Source organism: Flagellimonas sp. S3867, assembly GCF_014698935.1.
Lineage (GTDB): Bacteria > Bacteroidota > Bacteroidia > Flavobacteriales > Flavobacteriaceae > Flagellimonas.
This window is the reverse complement of sequence record NZ_JACVMN010000003.1, coordinates 246,792-265,103: the sequence shown is the minus strand read 5'-3', so window position 1 is coordinate 265,103 and position 18,312 is coordinate 246,792. Positions and strand designations below refer to the sequence as shown.

At 40.2% G+C, this 18,312-nt stretch carries 14 protein-coding genes; 1 reads left to right on the top strand and 13 read right to left on the bottom strand.

Annotated features, from left to right (window positions below; all coding sequences use genetic code 11):
* Window positions 1-2: 2 nt before the first annotated feature.
* From ruvA to ruvB, 6 genes are all read right to left on the bottom strand, one after another.
* A complete protein-coding gene (gene ruvA, locus IAG46_RS14585; RefSeq protein ID WP_190811125.1) occupies window positions 3-584 on the bottom strand; it encodes a Holliday junction branch migration protein RuvA in 582 nt (193 codons plus the stop codon).
* An 82-nt stretch (window positions 585-666) separates the two neighbouring features.
* On the bottom strand, window positions 667-2,961 hold the full coding sequence (locus IAG46_RS14580) for an NADP-dependent malic enzyme (protein ID WP_190811124.1): 2,295 nt from the start codon (window positions 2,959-2,961) through the stop codon (window positions 667-669).
* A gap of 114 nt (window positions 2,962-3,075) precedes the next feature.
* Entirely contained in the window at window positions 3,076-4,380 is a 1,305-nt protein-coding gene (locus IAG46_RS14575; RefSeq protein WP_190811123.1) for an MFS transporter, read from the bottom strand.
* Window positions 4,381-4,528: 148 nt separating this feature from the next.
* Window positions 4,529-5,446 carry a tRNA epoxyqueuosine(34) reductase QueG gene (gene queG, locus IAG46_RS14570; protein WP_190811122.1) on the bottom strand — a complete coding sequence of 306 codons (918 nt, stop codon included), beginning with the start codon at window positions 5,444-5,446 and terminating at the stop codon, window positions 4,529-4,531.
* Between the two features lie 4 nt (window positions 5,447-5,450).
* On the bottom strand, window positions 5,451-6,773 hold the full coding sequence (locus IAG46_RS14565; RefSeq protein ID WP_190811121.1) for a cytochrome P450: 1,323 nt from the start codon (window positions 6,771-6,773) through the stop codon (window positions 5,451-5,453).
* The gene (gene ruvB, locus IAG46_RS14560; protein ID WP_190811120.1) at window positions 6,773-7,795 is read right to left on the bottom strand and encodes a Holliday junction branch migration DNA helicase RuvB; all 1,023 of its coding nucleotides are present in this window, start codon (window positions 7,793-7,795) and stop codon (window positions 6,773-6,775) included. Before ruvB ends, IAG46_RS14565 begins: the two co-directional genes overlap by 1 nt.
* 142 nt (window positions 7,796-7,937) lie before the next feature.
* On the opposite strand from ruvB, the gene IAG46_RS14555 reads away from it, so the two are divergent.
* On the top strand, window positions 7,938-10,202 hold the full coding sequence (locus tag IAG46_RS14555) for an acyl-CoA dehydrogenase (RefSeq protein WP_190811119.1): 2,265 nt from the start codon (window positions 7,938-7,940) through the stop codon (window positions 10,200-10,202).
* Window positions 10,203-10,204: 2 nt separating this feature from the next.
* Here the strand turns inward: IAG46_RS14555 and IAG46_RS14550 are convergent, their stop codons facing one another.
* The 7 genes from IAG46_RS14550 to nrfD form a co-directional block, all read right to left on the bottom strand.
* Complete coding sequence (locus IAG46_RS14550; protein ID WP_190811118.1) at window positions 10,205-10,981, bottom strand: DUF2807 domain-containing protein; 777 nt, start codon at window positions 10,979-10,981, stop codon at window positions 10,205-10,207.
* Window positions 10,982-11,148: 167 nt separating this feature from the next.
* Window positions 11,149-12,966 carry a cbb3-type cytochrome c oxidase subunit I gene (locus IAG46_RS14545; RefSeq protein ID WP_190811117.1) on the bottom strand — a complete coding sequence of 606 codons (1,818 nt, stop codon included), beginning with the start codon at window positions 12,964-12,966 and terminating at the stop codon, window positions 11,149-11,151.
* A 43-nt stretch (window positions 12,967-13,009) separates the two neighbouring features.
* On the bottom strand, window positions 13,010-14,068 hold the full coding sequence (locus IAG46_RS14540) for a cytochrome c oxidase subunit II (RefSeq protein ID WP_190811116.1): 1,059 nt from the start codon (window positions 14,066-14,068) through the stop codon (window positions 13,010-13,012).
* Window positions 14,069-14,095: 27 nt separating this feature from the next.
* Window positions 14,096-15,430, bottom strand: coding sequence for a quinol:cytochrome C oxidoreductase (locus IAG46_RS14535; protein ID WP_190811115.1), 1,335 nt, complete (start codon window positions 15,428-15,430; stop codon window positions 14,096-14,098).
* A 17-nt stretch (window positions 15,431-15,447) separates the two neighbouring features.
* Complete coding sequence (locus IAG46_RS14530; RefSeq protein WP_190811114.1) at window positions 15,448-16,017, bottom strand: c-type cytochrome; 570 nt, start codon at window positions 16,015-16,017, stop codon at window positions 15,448-15,450.
* A 3-nt stretch (window positions 16,018-16,020) separates the two neighbouring features.
* Window positions 16,021-16,548 (bottom strand): DUF3341 domain-containing protein, encoded by a 528-nt coding sequence (locus tag IAG46_RS14525; protein ID WP_190811113.1) that lies wholly within the window; start codon window positions 16,546-16,548, stop codon window positions 16,021-16,023.
* Between the two features lie 2 nt (window positions 16,549-16,550).
* Window positions 16,551-18,278, bottom strand: a complete 1,728-nt coding sequence (gene nrfD, locus IAG46_RS14520) for an NrfD/PsrC family molybdoenzyme membrane anchor subunit (protein ID WP_190811112.1) — start codon at window positions 18,276-18,278, stop codon at window positions 16,551-16,553.
* Between the last annotated feature and the right edge of the window lie 34 nt (window positions 18,279-18,312).

The window sequence follows — 18,312 nt, the reverse complement described above, 5'->3', positions numbered from 1 at the left end:
AGTTACAAATTTTTCAGCGCCAGTTTAATAATGTTCTCAACGCTTAGTGAAGGATCTTCGGATAACACCTTGTCCACAACCCTTTCAGATTGTCTACGGACAAAACCAAGAACCTCTAAAGCAGATAACGCTTCTTCTTTGCTTGTATTGTTTGATTGTAGGGAAACTTCACCCATATCGTAGACTTTCAAAATCTTGTCCTTTAGGTCAAGTATTACGCGTTGTGCTGTTTTGGCCCCTATCCCCTTGACTGACTGAATGGTAGGGACATCACCATTGGCAATCGCATCACGAACTTGCACAGGCGACAAAGATGATAACATGGTTCGCGCTGTGCTGGAACCGACCCCGGAAACCGAAATCAGCAACCGAAAAATTTCGCGCTCTGTTTTTTCCACAAATCCGAAAAGGGTGTGCGAATCTTCCTTAACCTGTAAATGCGTAAATAGTTGGATATTTTCTTGATCTTTTAACTGCGAAAATGTATGCAATGATATATTTAGAAAATAACCAATTCCATTGCACTCCACAATAACATAAGTGGGATTTTTCTCGACCAGTTTTCCTTTAAGATGGGTAATCATTTTAGATTATCAGATTAGATAGGATAATTAGATTTTTGGATTGTTTCCAATCGATAATTGGTCATTGTAAATTGATGAATCATTACGATTCCATTTTAGCCTTTTTTCTCTTTTCCCGCTCCTGGGCATCAATAACTGCTACGGCAGCCATATTTACCATTTCATCTACGCTTGCTCCGAGTTGAAGTATGTGTGCCGACCTTCTCAATCCGACCATTATTGGGCCAATTGATTCTGCATTGTGCAATCCTTTGAGCAATTTATAAGTAATGTTTGCCGATTCCAAATTGGGAAATATCAATGTATTGACTTTTTTTCCGGCTAATTTGGAAAATGGAAAATTGTTATGGCACAGCTCCTGGTCCAGAGCAAAATCGGTTTGAATCTCACCATCCACGATCAACTCTGGCATACGTTCATGCAAAATTTCAACCGCCTGTCTTACTTTTTGGGCATTGGGATGATTGGAGGAACCGTAGTTGGCATACGATAGCATGGCCATTACCGGGTTAAAGCCAAAAGTGCTGGCCACATTGGCTGTCATCTTGGCAATTTCCGCTAAATCTTCCGCATTTGGATCTACATTAATTGATGTGTCGGCCAAAAACAGTGGACCTCTGTCAGTAATCATGATGTTTACAGTCGAAGCATTTTTCACTCCCTTGGATCTGCCCAATACTTCAAAAACTGGTTTTAATACTTTTGGATACGATCTTGAGTAACCGGAAATCATGCCATCGGCATCACCTTCCAATAGCATCATGGCCCCAAAATAGTTGCGCTTGCCCATATTGATTCGGGCGCTGTACTGAGTCTCCCCTTTTCGTTTGCGGGATTCCCAGAGCTTCATGGCATATTTGGTTCGAATTTCCTTGGAATCATCTGATCTTGGATCAATAATGGGCACATCAGCATCAAAATCCAATTCTTTTTTCAATTCCTCGATTACCTCCCGACTTCCCAAAAGTATCGGAATTGCAATTCCTTCGTCATGAACAATCTGAGCAGCTTTCAGCACATCCAACAGTTCTGCTTCTGCGAATACAATCCGTTTTGGATTTAATCTAGCACGATTGTGCATTAGGCGCATTACCTTATTATCGTTGCCAGATCGCTGATAGAGCTCCTCTTCGTATTTTTTCCAATCCTTGATAGGCGCCTTCGCCACGCCACTTTCCATTGCTGCTTTTGCCACGGCCGGAGGGATTTTTGTGATCAAACGCGGATCAAAGGGTTTTGGAATGATGTAATCTTTTCCAAAGGCTAGTCTTGTGGTATCATAGGCAATATTTACCTGTTCTGGAACGGGCTCTCTGGTCAGGTCAGCTAGTGCCATCACGGCAGCTTTCTTCATTTCTTCATTGATCTTAGTAGCACGTACATCCAAAGCTCCCCTAAAAATGAAAGGGAATCCCAAAACATTGTTCACCTGATTTGGATGATCAGACCTACCCGTGGCCATAATAATATCGTCTCGAGTTTTGCAAGCCAGACTGTACTCAATTTCAGGGTCGGGGTTTGCCATGGCAAAAACTATAGGGTCCTTGGCCATGGATTTAAGCATTTTAGAAGTCAGGATATTTGCAATGGAAAGTCCAATGAAAACATCAGAATCTTTCATTGCTTCTTCCAGTGTGTCTATTTTTCTATCTGAAGCAAATTCCTTTTTTTCAGAGGAAAGGTTTTCCCTATCACTTCGGATTACACCCTTGCTATCCAACATCACAATATTCTCGGCCTTTGCACCGAAGGCTTTGTATAATCTGGTACAAGAAATTGCAGCCGCTCCCGCGCCGCTCACCACAATTTTGACCTTGTCCATTTTTTTGTTGGCCAATTCCACCGCGTTCAGCAAAGCAGCTGCGGATATAATAGCGGTACCGTGCTGGTCATCGTGCATTACCGGAATATCCAATTCCTCTTTCAACCGTCGTTCAATTTCAAAAGCTTCAGGCGCTTTGATATCTTCTAAATTTATTCCGCCAAAAGTGGGTGCAATGGTCTTTACAGTCTCAACGAACTTGTCAACATCCGAGGTATCGAGTTCGATATCCATCCCATCGATATCGGCAAAAATCTTGAACAACAAGCACTTTCCTTCCATTACAGGTTTGGAGGCTTCGGGTCCAATATTTCCCAATCCCAAAACAGCGGTTCCATTGGAAATTACGGCTACAATATTTCCTTTTGCCGTGTATTTATAAACATCTTCGGGGTTTTTCTCAATCTCTAAACAGGGCTCGGCAACCCCGGGTGAATATGCCAATGCCAAATCACGTTGTGTTGCATAAGGTTTGGTGGGGACAACCTTTATTTTTCCTGGCTGGGGTTTGGCATGATAGAGTAATGCTTCCCTTCTTTGGTTTTCTTTGCTCATACCTGAATTTTAGAACAGCTTGTTTATTTTACAAGCTTCAAAGGTATTTAAAAATAAAGGCACCAAAACATTTTGGTGCCATTTATTGAACTTAAACTACTTCAAACAATTATCTTAAGTATTCTCTTTTTCGACATTTAATCGCATCGCTAAAATTGATGCTATTACAAAACAAGTTCCTGCAAACAACATCGCATTTACCGAGTTGCCACCTAACAGATTTTTAAAAATAGGACCAAAGGACAATGTTTGTATTCCCATTGGGATAACAATCATCATATTCAAAATTCCCATATAAACACCCCTTCTTTCCTGAGGAACTATTTTGGAAACCATACTATATGGAATTCCCATCATGGCCGCCCATCCAATTCCAAACAAGATCATTGGGAACAAAACATTAATAGGGTCATCAATATGCGGAATTGCAAATAATGCCAATGCGGTTCCGAACAGGCTTAAAGCATATATTTTTTTACCTCCAAATTTCATGGTCAATGGCACCAATATCAACGCAACCACAGCGGTCACCACATTATATGTGGTACTCATCTTTGCAGCCTGTGCCGCAGCTTCTGAAGTATCGAATCCCATGGTGGCCCTAAATAAAGGTGTTATAAACTGCCAGTATATGAATAAGGCATACCATTGAAATAGATAGACTGCTGAAAGTTTCCACATAAACTTCGGCATTTCTTTTACCGCATGTGAAATTTCAACAAAGGGCATTTTAAAACGCTCTATAAACGGTAAGGATTTATGTTTGTTTATTTCCTGTAATTCTTTATCACTTGGAGGAATTTCAGGTGTTTTTAATACGGACCATAGTATGGTTGCTATGGAAAGAAACGAACCTATAAAAAAGGAATAGTACAACCATTTGGGAATTGTCCCTTCTACTTCTTGGCCTCCGCCAAACCAATCTTGAAACAAAAAAATAGAAGCATTTGCCAAAAGAATACCGGCTCCCACAAATAAGCTCTGCATTTGATATCCAATACTTAATTGGCTGTCTGGCAATTTATCACCAACAAAGGCTCGGTAAGGTTCCATGGCCATATTGTTGCCAACGTCAAGAATCCACAAGAGACCTACTGCAAACCATAATGTTGGACTAAGTGGAAAGGCAAACAAACACAAGCTTCCCATTATTGCTCCTATAAGAAAAAAGGGTTTTCTTCGACCCCATTTGGCCGACCAAGTTTTGTCGGAAACTGCACCGATAATTGGTTGGACGATAAGACCCGTTATAGGTCCTGCTATATTCAAAATGGGTAAAATCTCCTCCGCAGCTCCTAAAAAAAGAAAAATAGGGTTTATGGCGCTTTGTTGAAGTCCGAAACTATATTGGATTCCAAGGAATCCCACATTCATATTGAATATTTGCCAAAAATTCAGTTTCGGTTTGGTTAGTTTCATAATTCAATGGTGCTTTTAGATCACAAAAAATGGCGTCCCATGTCCTCCGAGCATCCTATGAATATACAGTTTTCTTTAGTGTCTCAACAAAATTTGAGGTATAAAGTGACAATATCATTTACGAAAACGATTGAGTTTTCACAAAATCCTATTTCAGGAAATTAATATTCCTTTCAAGTCCGGAAAATTTGGTTCGCTTAATCGCAGATTTTTTAAAGATTTGCCTAAAAACATCCTCTGTAATTTCTTCCCAATCTTTTTTTGACATGGATAGCAATTCAGGATGGGGGTCAAAGAGCGGTTCGTTATGTGACTTTGAAAATCTATTCCAAGGACAGACATCTTGACAAACATCACAACCGAACATCCAGTCATCAAATTTGCCTTGGAAATCTGTTGGAATTTCATTCTTTAATTCGATGGTGAAATACGAAATACATTTACTGCCATCAACCATATAAGGTTCTACAATGGCCTCGGTAGGGCAAGCATCAATACATGCAGTGCAAGTGCCGCAGTGATCCGTTACCGGAGCATCATATTCCAATTCCAAATCAATGATCAATTCGGCTATAAAATAAAAAGAGCCTACTTGTTGTGTAAGCAAGTTGCTGTGTTTACCAATCCAGCCTAAACCACTTCGGGCTGCCCATGCCTTATCCAAAACAGGGGCAGAATCTACAAAGGCCCGACCATGGACTTCACCGATTTCTTCTTGAATAAAATTCAAAAGACCCTTGAGCTTATCTTTTATCACAAAGTGATAATCGGTTCCGTATGCGTATTTGGAAATTTTGTAGGATTCTTGATTTTGTTCTTTGGAAGGAAAGTAATTTAATAGCAGGGAAACTATCGATTTGGAACCTTCCACCAATTTAGTCGGATCCAATCGTTTATCAAAATGATTCTCCATATACTGCATTTCGCCATGCATATTCTGGTTGAGCCAATTTTCCAAACGAGGGGCTTCTTCTTCTAAAAATTCTGCCTTGGAGATACCACAAGACAAAAAGCCGAGACGTTTTGCCTCTGCTTTAATGAGTTTTGTATTTGATTGGATGCTCACGGATTTACCTTGGGTCAAAGTTTATAAAAACTTCTTTGGGTTTTAGGGTTATCATCGGATTTATATCAACCTTTTCCATTTTAGTGGAAAGATTGTATTTTTTGATTATCTCCACTACGGCAATAATCATTTCATACGTGGCAAAAGCATTTCCAATACACATTCGTGGGCCAGCGCCAAAGGGATAATAATAGCTATTGTATTCCTTTGTGTCAAGTCCAACAAAACGGTCTGCAATATATTTCTCAGGATCTTTCCAAAATTTGGGATGTCTGTGAAGTTCATACAGTGAGAGCAATATCATAGTATTTTCCTTTAGCTCCAACCCAGTTAAATCATGTGCTTCCAATGCTACCCTATCTATAAAATATGCAGGTGGATACAAACGCATTGCCTCTTTGATACAGGATGCCGTCAAGGGTAATTTTCCCAGATCTTCCAAATCATAACCTTCTTTATTCAATAATCCTATTTCAGCAAACAACTTTTCCTGTAAATCGCGGTCTTTTGCAATAAAATAAAGCGTAAAAGCAAGTGCATTGGCTGTTGTTTCATGTCCTGCTGTAAACAAAATCATTACCTCATCAATCAGTTGCCTTCTTGGCATATGCGTTCCATCTTCATACGTCGTGGATAGCAACATATCCAATAAATCACTCTCATTCTTTGCGCTAGATAATCGTTCTTCGACCAAATCGTTAATAATATCCCTCGCTTTGTTACCCCTATTTAAATGTTTGGCTATCTCTCCCGACAAAGCAAACCACCATTTTAAGTACGGTTGCCTCATCTCTTTAACCAACATTTCCTGATTTTCCTGGGTAATCTGCTTGAGTTCGGCCATAGGTTGCCGAATATCATTATTGCTGAACAAAGATTTTGCAACCACCTGAAAAGCCAAATCCCCCATTAAGGAAAAAGCATCCTGATTGGTGCTCGGTACAATACGATCTAATTCCTTTTTTACAGCATTCTGCATGATCACAAAAAGACCTTTCAATTTTTTCATGTGAAAGGCAGGTTGTATCATTCTGCGGTGTGTACGCCAATGATCACCTTCGGAAGTCAGTAATCCATTTCCAATGTACTTTGCCAGATCTTGGATCTGTAATTTGGACTTGGAATAAAATCGATGCTTTTTTTTTAGGACTTGTTTGACCAATTCAGGGTCACGGGAAAAAATTACCTTCCCTTCTGCAGGAATGGAAACGCAAAAAGTATCTCCTAATTTTTCAAAGTTCTCGTGATGGAAGGGTAAAGGGTTCTTCTGTATTCTCTTGCGATTGGCAATTACCTTAAATGTAGAAATGTGAGGCAATCTTTTCATTAAAAAAGTCCTTCCTGAGCTCCCCCTTTTAATTTACCCAAATGCCGATAGGCCAATTCAGTTACTTCGCGACCTCTTGGGGTACGCATAATGAATCCTTGTTGGATTAAAAAGGGTTCGTAGACCTCTTCAATGGTTTCGGCGCTTTCTGAAACTGCAGTGGCCAAGGTGGTAATTCCCACTGGGCCTCCTTTAAATTTATCAATAATGGTGGTCAAGATTTTATTGTCCATTTCATCAAGGCCATGGGCATCAACATTCAGGGCTTTGAGTCCAAACTTGGAAATGTCCATATCTATGTTGCCGTTACCTTTTATTTGGGCAAAGTCTCTCACTCTTCGCAAAAGTGCATTACAGATTCTCGGGGTTCCTCTACTGCGACCTGCAATCTCAATGGCAGCATCATTTGTTATTGGGACTTTTAAGATATCCGCACTACGTTCTACTATGGTTGAAAGCAGTTCTGTATTATAATACTGTAATCTGCTCTGAATACCGAATCTTGCCCGCATCGGTGCCGTAAGTAATCCGGAGCGAGTTGTTGCGCCTATTAAAGTAAATGGACTTAGATTTATTTGAACGGTCCTTGCATTGGGACCAGTCTCAATCATAATATCAATTTTATAATCTTCCATAGCGGAATACAGGTACTCCTCCACAATAGGACTCAGGCGATGAATTTCATCAATGAACAATACATCCCGTTCTTCCAAATTGGTTAAGAGTCCGGCCAAGTCTCCAGGTTTGTCCAAAACTGGTCCTGATGTAATTTTGATTCCCACACCCAATTCGTTGGCAAGAATATGCGCCAAAGTGGTTTTTCCAAGTCCAGGTGGTCCATGAAACAATGTATGGTCCAAGGCCTCATCTCTAAGATTTGCGGCCTGAACAAAAATCTTTAAGTTTTCCAACACCTGCTCCTGACCGGTAAAATCATCGAAAGTAATGGGCCGTAATGCTCTTTCAATGTCCAGTTCTTCCTCAGAAAAATTATCGGATGTTGGATCTAAGTTTTCGTTCATGTCCTAACAAATATAGTCGAAACCCGATGCACTTGAAACCAATTTGATTAAAATAACCCAGTGGCATGTCATAGGAACTTGTCTTAAAAATCTATAGCTTAAATTAGATACTGTAAAACAAGATTTCGCAACCTGGCACATTATGGTAAAACCTAGTTATTCAATTGGCATTTTGCAATACATTCCCTTTTTTTATGTGATCTGGTCCGACGATTTACTTTCAGCCTCGGAGGTTTCCGTCATCAAAAAAACCATTGATGATGATGCTACATTAAACCTCGAAGAAAAAAAACAGTTGTTGCAATGGCTCAACAGGGAACAACCACCTTCCAATAAGCAATTTAAACTGTGGAAACAGACCATTGCAACTTCCAATGTAAAACTTATTGAAAGTGATACGTATCCCTTGTCAGCTTTAAGTCAACGGTTGGGGAATTTATATTGTGAGCAATGTGATTTTAATGAGCATTTAAAACATATTGAAATCAACTTGGGCATACAACCCAACCATTACAACCATTTATTCGATGTGGAGGTAGTGCATGAAAAAACCTCTAACCTATACAATGCACAAGATTTGGATGCACTGCTCAAAGGGTCCAATGCATCCGAAGTTGACACCTTTCGTGTTTTTCTTGATAAAGATATTTTTAAATGGACCGTATCTCGTAACAAGGATGAATTCAGAAACAAAGTACTGCAACAAGTTTCCCTCTTGGGTGAAAATGGATATGGGGCCATGGCCTATCCAAAATTGTATGGCGGAATCGGGAATATGCCAGCTTATGCCTCAATTTTTGAACATTTAATGTTCATTGATGGAAGTCTTGCCGTAAAATTTGGCGTACAGTTCGGGCTTTTTGGTGGAAGTATCCAAAAGCTGGGCACAAAAAAACATCATGACCACTATTTAAATGATGCCGGAAAAGCCAAACTCCTAGGCTGTTTTGCCATGACGGAAACAGGACATGGCTCTAATGTAAGAGGGGTAAAAACAACAGCCACCTATAATCAAAAAACAGATGCTATTGTCATTCATACACCTGGTGAAAATGACAACAAAGAATATATAGGCAACGCACTGCATTCTAACATGGCCTCAGTTTTTGCGCAGCTCATTGTAGATGGAAAAAATGAAGGAGTTCATGCTATTTTGGTTCCTTTGAGGGATGAAAAGCATAATTTACTTAAAGGAATTACCATTGAAGACAATGGCTATAAACTTGGATTAAATGGGGTAGATAATGGAAAGATATGGTTTGATCAAGTACGGGTTCCTCGAGAGAACTTGTTAAACAAATACGGAGAAATCAAGGATGACGGCACCTATTTTTCAGCCATAAAGAATCCAAACAAACGATTTTTTACCATGTTAGGGACCTTGGTCGGTGGTCGGATTTGCGTAGCCAAAGGTGCTTTGGGAGGAGCAAAAATGGCCTTGACCATTGCGGTCAAACATGCATTGAATAGACGACAGTTCAATGACAATGTAAAAATCCAAGAAGACCTGATAATGGATTACCCCACCCATCAACTTCGGTTAACGCCAGCCATTGCGAGTGCCTATGTGTATCATTTTACTTTGGAAGAAATGATGCGTAGGTATAGTGACGACAGCAAACCAGATAAAAGAAAAGTAGAGACACAGGTAGCTGGGTTAAAATCCATAATCACCTGGTTTGCCAACAACACCATACAAGAATGCAGGGAAGCTTGCGGTGGAAAGGGTTATTTGTTGGAAAACCGCATTGCAAACCTGAAAGGGGATGTGGATATATTCACAACTTTTGAAGGAGATAATACAGTGTTACTTCAACTTGCGGCCAAGGGAATACTATCCGATTTTAAAGCTGAATTCAATAGCGCAGGATTTACTTCGGTACTCAAGTTATTGCGCTCACAATTGTCGGATACGCTTACCACAATCAATCCTATTTATTCCAACAAGGTGGATTCGGAGCATTTGTACAATCCAAAATTCCATAAACATGCTTTTAATTATCGTACGCGAAGGTTGACCTATACTTTGGCCATGCGTATTCGAAATTATATTAAAAAAGGGGTTCCTTCGTACCAAGCTTTTTTAAAGGTTCAAACGCATTTGTTGGCTCTGGGAAAGGCTTATAGTGTTGAATTGGCCTATCAGATATTTGAGGAATATTGCACTACTATAACGGATGAAAAATATCGGAGCCTAATGGAAAAATTGGGCTCACTTTACGCCTTGCATGGGTTACATACTGATTCAAGATGGTATTTGGAACAAGGTTATTATAGCGGAGTCAAATCCAAAGCGATACGACAACGGGTAGAACGATTGTCCACAGAACTTCGGCCACATATAGAGGTGTTGGTAGATGGTTTTGGGATACCTGAGCATTGCCTCACTGCTCCAATTGCAAAATAGTACTACTCCTGTTTTTTAATCAGTTGAGCGGTGTCCAGAAATTCCAGAATGGTGATTTGCGGATTCCCATAAAGGTAAGTTTTGGTATTTTCTTTTGCTCTCAGCTCCAAATCGCGGAAAGCATATACCCGTGCACTAGCTGTATTTTCAATATTGATATTAAATGACCCTGCTTCCATCGTCTGTCCTTTAAATCTGGAGTTTCCTGATAAATTTGCCTGGATTCTATCCGAAGTACCTTCCAAAGTCAGCATACCATTTCCGTCCAATTCCACAAGACTGACTTCGTTAACGGCATAAATAAAAGCCTCTGCTCTATTGCTCAAACTAACGCTCAACGAATCTACATCCACATTAAAATCGCCTTTGCTGATACCTTCCATATTAATGTCCATAACGGCAGCGCTAGCTTTCAGATTTAATCTGGTGTTTTCAAACGTGTCTACAAACAATTCGTCACTGCTAATAACATCATCAACCGTTATACTACCTTTTTTTAGCGTAATCGCTTTGAGTTCGGTGTAATTGATAGTAATGTCGAATTGTTTTTTTGCCGTTACATTATAAAAGGAGCTGATAACAAGGGTGCTATCCTCGACTCGAAATTTTAATATGTCGATTAGATTATCATCGGCTACAATTTCATACCCTGATCCGAAAGATTTTTTTAAAACAACGTCCAAATCATCATTTAATTGAATTGCATTGAAAGCTGGAAGTTCATCGCTTACCTCCGTTACAACCCGACTTCCTTTTATTTTTGGTTTGCGTTGTGCCATCGCTGCAATATGACACATCAATACTAGTAGAATAGCTAAATTTTTCACAAGTGTTCGCTTATAGGGTTATTAAAGATATTACAATTACAGCTAACAATTGCCGTACCAAACTCTTTAAACAAAAAAGCCCATCCTAAAGGATGGGCTCATATTCTATTTGAAAATCACTAATGATTTAGCTCTTCCTCATTTTCTTGTAAGGGTACAGTTTGTGGCACAAAATCCTGTCCTGGAAGAATATATTCCCCATTTTCATACGTTTTACTGTAGTCATATGCCCAACGGTGCACATGTGGAATAGCTCCTGGCCAGTTGCCGTGCATATGTTCTTGAGGGGCTGTCCATTCCAAGGTAGTAGCTTTCCATGGGTTTAAAGGGCCTCGTTTTCCGTAAAAAACGCTTCGTACAAAGTTGAACACAAACACCAACTGGGCTGCGGCCGTAATTATTGCAAAAACGGTCATCAAAACCTGAACATTGGTCAGTTCATCAAACATTGGGAAAGCGGTATTCTCATAATATCTTCTTGGCACACCGGCCATTCCCACAAAGTGCATAGGGAAGAAAATTCCATAAGAACCAATCGCTGTTATCCAAAAATGGACATATCCTAAATTTTTGTTCATCATTCTGCCTTGGAACATTTTCGGGAACCAATGGTATACTCCCGCAAAAAGACCATACAAGGCCGATATACCCATTACCAAGTGGAAGTGAGCCACTACAAAATAGGTGTCATGAACATTGATATCAAGTGTACTATCTCCTAAAATAATACCGGTCAGACCTCCAGAAATAAAGGTAGAAACCATACCAATGGAAAATAGCATTCCCGGATTCAGTTGTAGATTTCCCTTCCATATCGTGGTTATCCAGTTAAAGGCTTTTACCGCTGACGGAATCGCAATCAATAATGTTGTAAAGGTAAATACCGATCCCAAGAATGGGTTCATTCCTGAGATAAACATATGGTGACCCCATACGATTGTAGATAGGAACGCTATCGCCAAAATGGAAGCAATCATAGCGCGATAACCGAAAATTGGTTTACGTGCATTTACAGCCATTACTTCGGATACAATACCCATAGCTGGAAGAATCACAATGTATACTTCCGGGTGTCCCAAGAACCAAAATAAGTGTTCGAACAATACCGGAGATCCTCCTTGGTAATGCAATACTTCACCTTGAATGAAAATATCTGATAAAAAGAAAGATGTTCCGAAACTTCTATCCATAATCAGCAATAAGGCTGCTGATAGTAACACTGGGAACGATATTACACCGATAACCGCAGTTACAAAAAATGCCCAGATAGTCAACGGCAAACGTGTCATTGACATTCCTTTTGTTCTAAGGTTCAAAACGGTTACGATATAGTTCAAGGACCCTAAAAGTGATGAGGCAATAAATATTGCCATGGATACCAACCATAATGTCATACCGGCACCAGAACCTGGTTGAGCTGATGGCAAAGCACTTAATGGAGGATAAATGGTCCATCCTGCTGCTGCCGGACCTGCTTCAACGAATAATGAAATAACCATGATTACAGCCGATACAAAGAACATCCAAAAAGAAAGCATATTCAAAAATCCGGATGCCATATCACGTGCGCCAATCTGCAATGGAATCAACAGGTTACTAAAGGTACCACTCAATCCCGCTGTAAGCACAAAGAATACCATAATGGTTCCGTGCATGGTAATCAATGCCAAGTACATGTCGGCATCCATAACACCATCAGGAGCCCATTTGCCCATAAACGTTTCAAAGATGGCAAACGATTCTCCAGGCCATGCCAATTGCATTCTAAAGAACAAAGACATTGCAATTCCAATGAATCCCATGATCAAAACGCCCGTAATAAGATATTGCTTGGCAATCATCTTATGGTCTTGACTGAAGATATACTTGGTTACAAAGGTTTCTTTATGATGATGTCCGTGATCTTCGTGTCCGTGTTCGTGTCCAGTAGCTGACATAATCTTTTTTAAGTTTTATTAAGGTTCTTATCCTATCTTATTATTATTCTGCGGGTGCAATAGTTTCCTTGAAAGTGGTCTGTTCTGCCAACCACTTATTAAACTCTTCTTCTGTCTCTACAATAATCTTCATCTGCATATTATAGTGTGACTTTCCACAAATTTTGTTACAAAGCAATACATAGTCATATTCCCAAGGTTCCGAATTGGGTTCTCCTTTTGCTGCTCGCTTGGCCCTAATAGCGTTGGTTCTTTTTACCTTATCAACTACGTCAGGGTTTAGCCTGATTTCCTCAGTAGTGATTGTTGGTGTGAATGAGAACTGGGTAATCATACCTGGAACACAGTTCATTTGTGCTCTAAAGTGAGGCATGTAGGCCGAATGCAAAACATCTTGAGAACGCATCATAAAGTTGACCTTACGACCGACAGGTAAATGCAGCTCTTTTACAATAATATCGTCTGAGGAGTTGGGGTCTGATTCGTCTAAACCAAGTACATTGGCACGATCTATATCGATCAAACGCACACTGGCATCACCCAATACATTATCGTCTCCACCGTAACGGGCCGTCCAATTAAACTGTTGGGCATAAAGCTCAACGATAAGTGGATCGTCGTCGTCGTTGATATCCATAATGTTCGTCCAGGTATATAATCCCCAAAGGATCAATCCTGCCAAAACAATTACTGGAATAATGGTCCAGATGAACTCCAAACGATCATTATCGGCAAAGAAAAGTGCTTTTTGACCTTCTTTTCCACGATACTTATATCCGAAGTAATGCAATAAAAATTGCGTGATGGTCTGTACAAAAAAGATGATGGCAAACGACACCCACATCAACTGATCATATTCACCTCCATGGGCTGATGATGCCTCGGGCAACAACACTTTTGAGTACTTCGCAAAACTAAAAATGGTGATTCCGTAGATAAAAATCAGGAATGCGAACATTAGATAACCATTGTAATTGTTATCTGAATCGTTGGCCACCTCTGAATAGTCTGATTTTAGTTGTGACAATTCAAAAATCTTGGTCATTTGCCAGATTGCGATTGCTACCAGAACTAAAACAGTCAATGTTAATAATGCAGTCATTGTATCTCTTTCTAAGACTTAATCGTATTAATAATGAAATTGTCTACTTTCTTCAATAAATGGGTTGCGCTTTGGCTGCAACGGTGCCTTGGTAAGTGTATTGAACACCCAATACACGAACAATCCACCAAAGAACAATATTCCTCCTATCTCAGGTACACCAATATGCCACTGATCACCCACTGTTGCCGGCATCACCATATTGAACACATCTAAATAGTGACCCAACAATACCACGATACCTGCCATGATCACAAACCAATTTACACGTTTGTAGTCGCTGTTCATCAACACCAACAATGGGAAGATGAAGTTCATGGCCACCATGGCGAAGAAAGGTAATTTATAATCTTGGAACCTAGCGATGTAATAGGTTACTTCTTCTGGAATGTTTGCATACCAAATCAGCATAAACTGTGAAAACCATAGATAGGTCCAGAAAATACTGATGGCGAACATAAACTTGGCCAAATCATGGATATGGCTGTCGTTTACATTTTCCAAATATCCTTTGGATTTTAAGTAGATGCTAACCATAGCGATTACCGTTATCCCGGAAACGAACATGCTTGCAAATACATACCAACCGAATAGTGTACTAAACCAGTGTGGGTCCAAACTCATGATCCAATCCCATGACATCATGGATTCGGTAATCAGATAGAAAACCAAGAACCCAGCCGACCATCTAAAGTTTTTTACGAAGTTTTTATTGTCGTCGGATTCGTCTTGTGCTAATGATAGTTTTCTGGAAATTTCTCTATAGAAAATCCAACCGCCCAAGAAAATTGCAGCTCTTACCAAAAAGAAGGTCGGGTTCAAATATCCTGCCTTTCCTTGCAATAGTTTGTCATGAGCTACGGTATCGGCATCCATCCAAACAAACATATGGTTCATATGTAGTACAGAGAGTACCAAAATCACAAATACAATGATACCGCCAGGCACCAAATAGGCTGTAATCGCCTCCATAACCCTGAACAGCATGGGTGACCAACCGGCCTGCGCAGCTCTTTGAACTGCATAAAAGGCCAAAACACCCAAGGCAATCATAAAGAAAAAGAAAGCGCCTACATACAAAGCAGCCCAAGGTCTATTTTGTAATTGGTGCAACAGGTGCTCATCATGCGAAGCATCGTGTTGTTCGCCATGGGCATCCGCTGGCGCATGTGCATCTTCCGTGCCATGTGAAGCTTCTTCCGCATGTCCTCCTCCATGTCCGTCATCATGTGCAGCTGCAACCATTTCCTTGGCTTCTTCCACGGTGCTGGGAGCATTTAAAAATCCAGTTGCTAAACAAATCAATCCTAACGCCATTGCGATGAAAGATCCTATTTTTAGCTTGTTTGAAAATGTATACATAGTATGCTCTTATCCAATTATTTTGTTAGATCTTCCTTTAACTTCATCACGTATTCGGATACTTGCCACATCTCTTCTTCATTGGCCAACTGGGCGGCATAGGATCCCATGGAGTTCAGTCCATAATAGATGGTATGATACGTAGTACCAACAGTGATATTACGTGCAACATCATCGTAACTTGGAACTCCCAATATTTTTTCACGCTTTACCAAAGTACCTTGTCCTTTTCCCTTTGGTCCGTGACAGATTGCGCAATAAATATCATATAATTCTTTTCCTTTTGCCAAATTGGATTCGCTTTGCAATGAATCCAACGGACTTGGCTCCAGTCTTGCCAACTCTTTTCCTTCTAAGGTATTTTCAAACTTGTATGGTAAATACCCTCTTGGAATGGTGTTTTCGACAGGAAGCATAGCTTCTGTACCTTGGGGAAACAAACCATTATCGACCCCTTGGTAGGTTTCATAACCCACTGGTTCGTACATGTTTGGCATATATTGGTAGTTTGGATTGTTCTTATCGGCACAAGCCGTAAAAGAAAGGACCAAAACCAAGACAACACTTATTTTACCTAAATGCTTCATATTTTACGACTCCTTTTCTGTAACATTTATTTCTACAGCTCCTGTTTCCCACAATAGTGCTGTCAATTCTTTTTCATTGTCCCCTAGTCCAATTTCCATTAAAAAATGGTCATCGGTAGTTCTTACATCTGGATTTTCGGCTTTTTTGAACGGCCACATTCTACTTCTAAGATAAAATGTGATCACCATTAGGTGAGCCGCAAAGAAAACTGTCATTTCAAACATAATGGGAACAAATGCTGGCATGTTTTCCAAATACGTAAAACTTGGCTTACCACCGATATCCTGAGGCCAATCGGCAATCATGATGTAGTTCATCATCACAATGGACACAATAAGTCCTAAACAACCATACATAAATGAGGTAATAGCTATTCGGGTATCATCCAAGCCCATCGCCTTGTCTAAACCGTGCACTGGGAAAGGGGTATACACCTCTTCTATATGATGGTGCTCTGCCCTTACCTTTTTTACGGCATGCATCAACACATCATCATCATTATAAAGTGCCTGTATAACTTTTGATGCCATAATTACTTTTTATCGTTTAATTTTTTAGCCTGTCCTGCCCAATCATCACGTTGCGCCCTACCTGGGAACGAACCAGTGATTGAATCCAACAAATCATATTCTTTTTCGGTCATTTTGCTTACTTGTGCGAAAGTAAAAATCCCAATTTGGTTCAAGGTCTGCTCCATTTGTGGACCAATTCCTTTTACTTTTTTCAAATCGTCAGCAGTTTCGGTATCCGCATCAAACGTTCCAATGGAATCCAATAAAGAGGAAACTTTTGCTGTGTCCGCCCCAGAATTTTCTTCTTTTGAAGCTGCTTTTTCTGTTATTGCCCCACCTTTTGATGGCGTTTGGTACAAGGGTTTTCCTGCATCACGTAAATTTTTGAATCGTTCTCCAGAGGATTTCAAAATCGATTTTACCTCGGCCTGAGCAATTACCGGGAATGTTCTGGAGTACAGCAAGAAAAGTACAAAGAAGAAACCGATGGTTCCAATGAAGATTCCGATATCGATAAATGTTGGGGAGAACATAGTCCAAGAAGATGGCAAATAATCCCTGTGCAAGGAGGTAACAATAATAACAAATCGCTCAAACCACATTCCAATGTTTACTACAATGGAGATAAAGAATGAGAACATGATACTGGTACGCAATTTTTTGAACCACATAAATTGTGGAGAGAACACGTTACAGGTCATCATGGACCAATAAGCCCACCAGTAAGGTCCTGTAGCCCTGTTCAAGAATGCATATTGTTCATATTCAACTCCAGAATACCAAGCGATGAATAACTCCGTGATATAGGCACATCCAACGATGGAACCTGTAATCATGATCACGATGTTCATTAATTCGATATGCTGCACGGTGATATAGGCTTCAAGGTTACACACTTTTCTCATAATAATGAGAAGTGTCTGCACCATGGCAAATCCGGAGAAAATTGCCCCAGCAACAAAGTAAGGCGGGAAGATGGTTGTGTGCCATCCTGGAATTACTGATGTGGCAAAGTCAAAGGATACAATAGTGTGTACTGAAAGTACCAATGGCGTGGCCAAACCTGCCAATACCAAGGAAACTTCTTCAAAACGCTGCCAATCTTTGGCTCTACCTGTCCAACCAAAGCTTAAAAGGCTATATATTTTCTTTTGGAAAGGTTTTACCGCCCTGTCACGAATCATGGCAAAATCAGGAAGCAATCCTGTCCACCAGAATACCATTGAAACGGAAAGGTATGTTGAAATCGCGAATACGTCCCAAAGTAAGGGTGAGTTAAAGTTTACCCATAAAGATCCAAACTGGTTTGGAATTGGAAGTACCCAATAGGCCAACCAAGGACGACCCATGTGAATAATTGGGAACAAACCTGCCTGGATAACGGAAAATATGGTCATTGCCTCTGCGGAACGGTTGATGGCCATTCTCCATTTCTGCCTGAACAATAGCAAAACCGCTGAAATCAGCGTTCCTGCGTGACCAATACCTACCCACCATACAAAGTTTGTAATATCCCAGGCCCAGTTGACGGTCTTGTTAAGACCCCAAACCCCAATACCTGTGGATATGGTATAAATGATACATCCTATACCCCAAAGAAACGCTACCAGGGCAATGGTGAAGACAATCCACCAATGTTTGTTCGCCTTTCCTTCAACAGGAGCGGCAATATCCACAGTAACATCATGGTATCCTTTATCTCCAAGTACTAAGGGCTTTCGAATAGGTGCTTCGTAATGCGACGCCATAATTTATCTTCTAGTTACTTCTTTTATTTATTGA

Excerpts from the sequence above, each read along its gene's own strand:
- ruvA (WP_190811125.1), bottom strand. The coding sequence starts at position 584 with ATGATTACCCATCTTAAAGGAAAACTGGTCGAGAAAAATCCCACTTAT.
- nrfD (WP_190811112.1), bottom strand. The coding sequence starts at position 18,278 with ATGGCGTCGCATTACGAAGCACCTATTCGAAAGCCCTTAGTACTTGGA.
- IAG46_RS14575 (WP_190811123.1), bottom strand. The coding sequence starts at position 4,380 with ATGAAACTAACCAAACCGAAACTGAATTTTTGGCAAATATTCAATATG.
- IAG46_RS14545 (WP_190811117.1), bottom strand. The coding sequence starts at position 12,966 with ATGTCAGCTACTGGACACGAACACGGACACGAAGATCACGGACATCAT.
- ruvB (WP_190811120.1), bottom strand. The coding sequence starts at position 7,795 with ATGAACGAAAACTTAGATCCAACATCCGATAATTTTTCTGAGGAAGAA.
- IAG46_RS14540 (WP_190811116.1), bottom strand. The coding sequence starts at position 14,068 with ATGACTGCATTATTAACATTGACTGTTTTAGTTCTGGTAGCAATCGCA.
- IAG46_RS14550 (WP_190811118.1), bottom strand. The coding sequence starts at position 10,981 with ATGGCACAACGCAAACCAAAAATAAAAGGAAGTCGGGTTGTAACGGAG.
- IAG46_RS14530 (WP_190811114.1), bottom strand. The coding sequence starts at position 16,017 with ATGAAGCATTTAGGTAAAATAAGTGTTGTCTTGGTTTTGGTCCTTTCT.
- IAG46_RS14535 (WP_190811115.1), bottom strand. The coding sequence starts at position 15,430 with ATGTATACATTTTCAAACAAGCTAAAAATAGGATCTTTCATCGCAATG.
- IAG46_RS14580 (WP_190811124.1), bottom strand. The coding sequence starts at position 2,961 with ATGAGCAAAGAAAACCAAAGAAGGGAAGCATTACTCTATCATGCCAAA.
- IAG46_RS14565 (WP_190811121.1), bottom strand. The coding sequence starts at position 6,773 with ATGAAAAGATTGCCTCACATTTCTACATTTAAGGTAATTGCCAATCGC.
- IAG46_RS14525 (WP_190811113.1), bottom strand. The coding sequence starts at position 16,548 with ATGGCATCAAAAGTTATACAGGCACTTTATAATGATGATGATGTGTTG.
- IAG46_RS14555 (WP_190811119.1), top strand. The coding sequence starts at position 7,938 with ATGGTAAAACCTAGTTATTCAATTGGCATTTTGCAATACATTCCCTTT.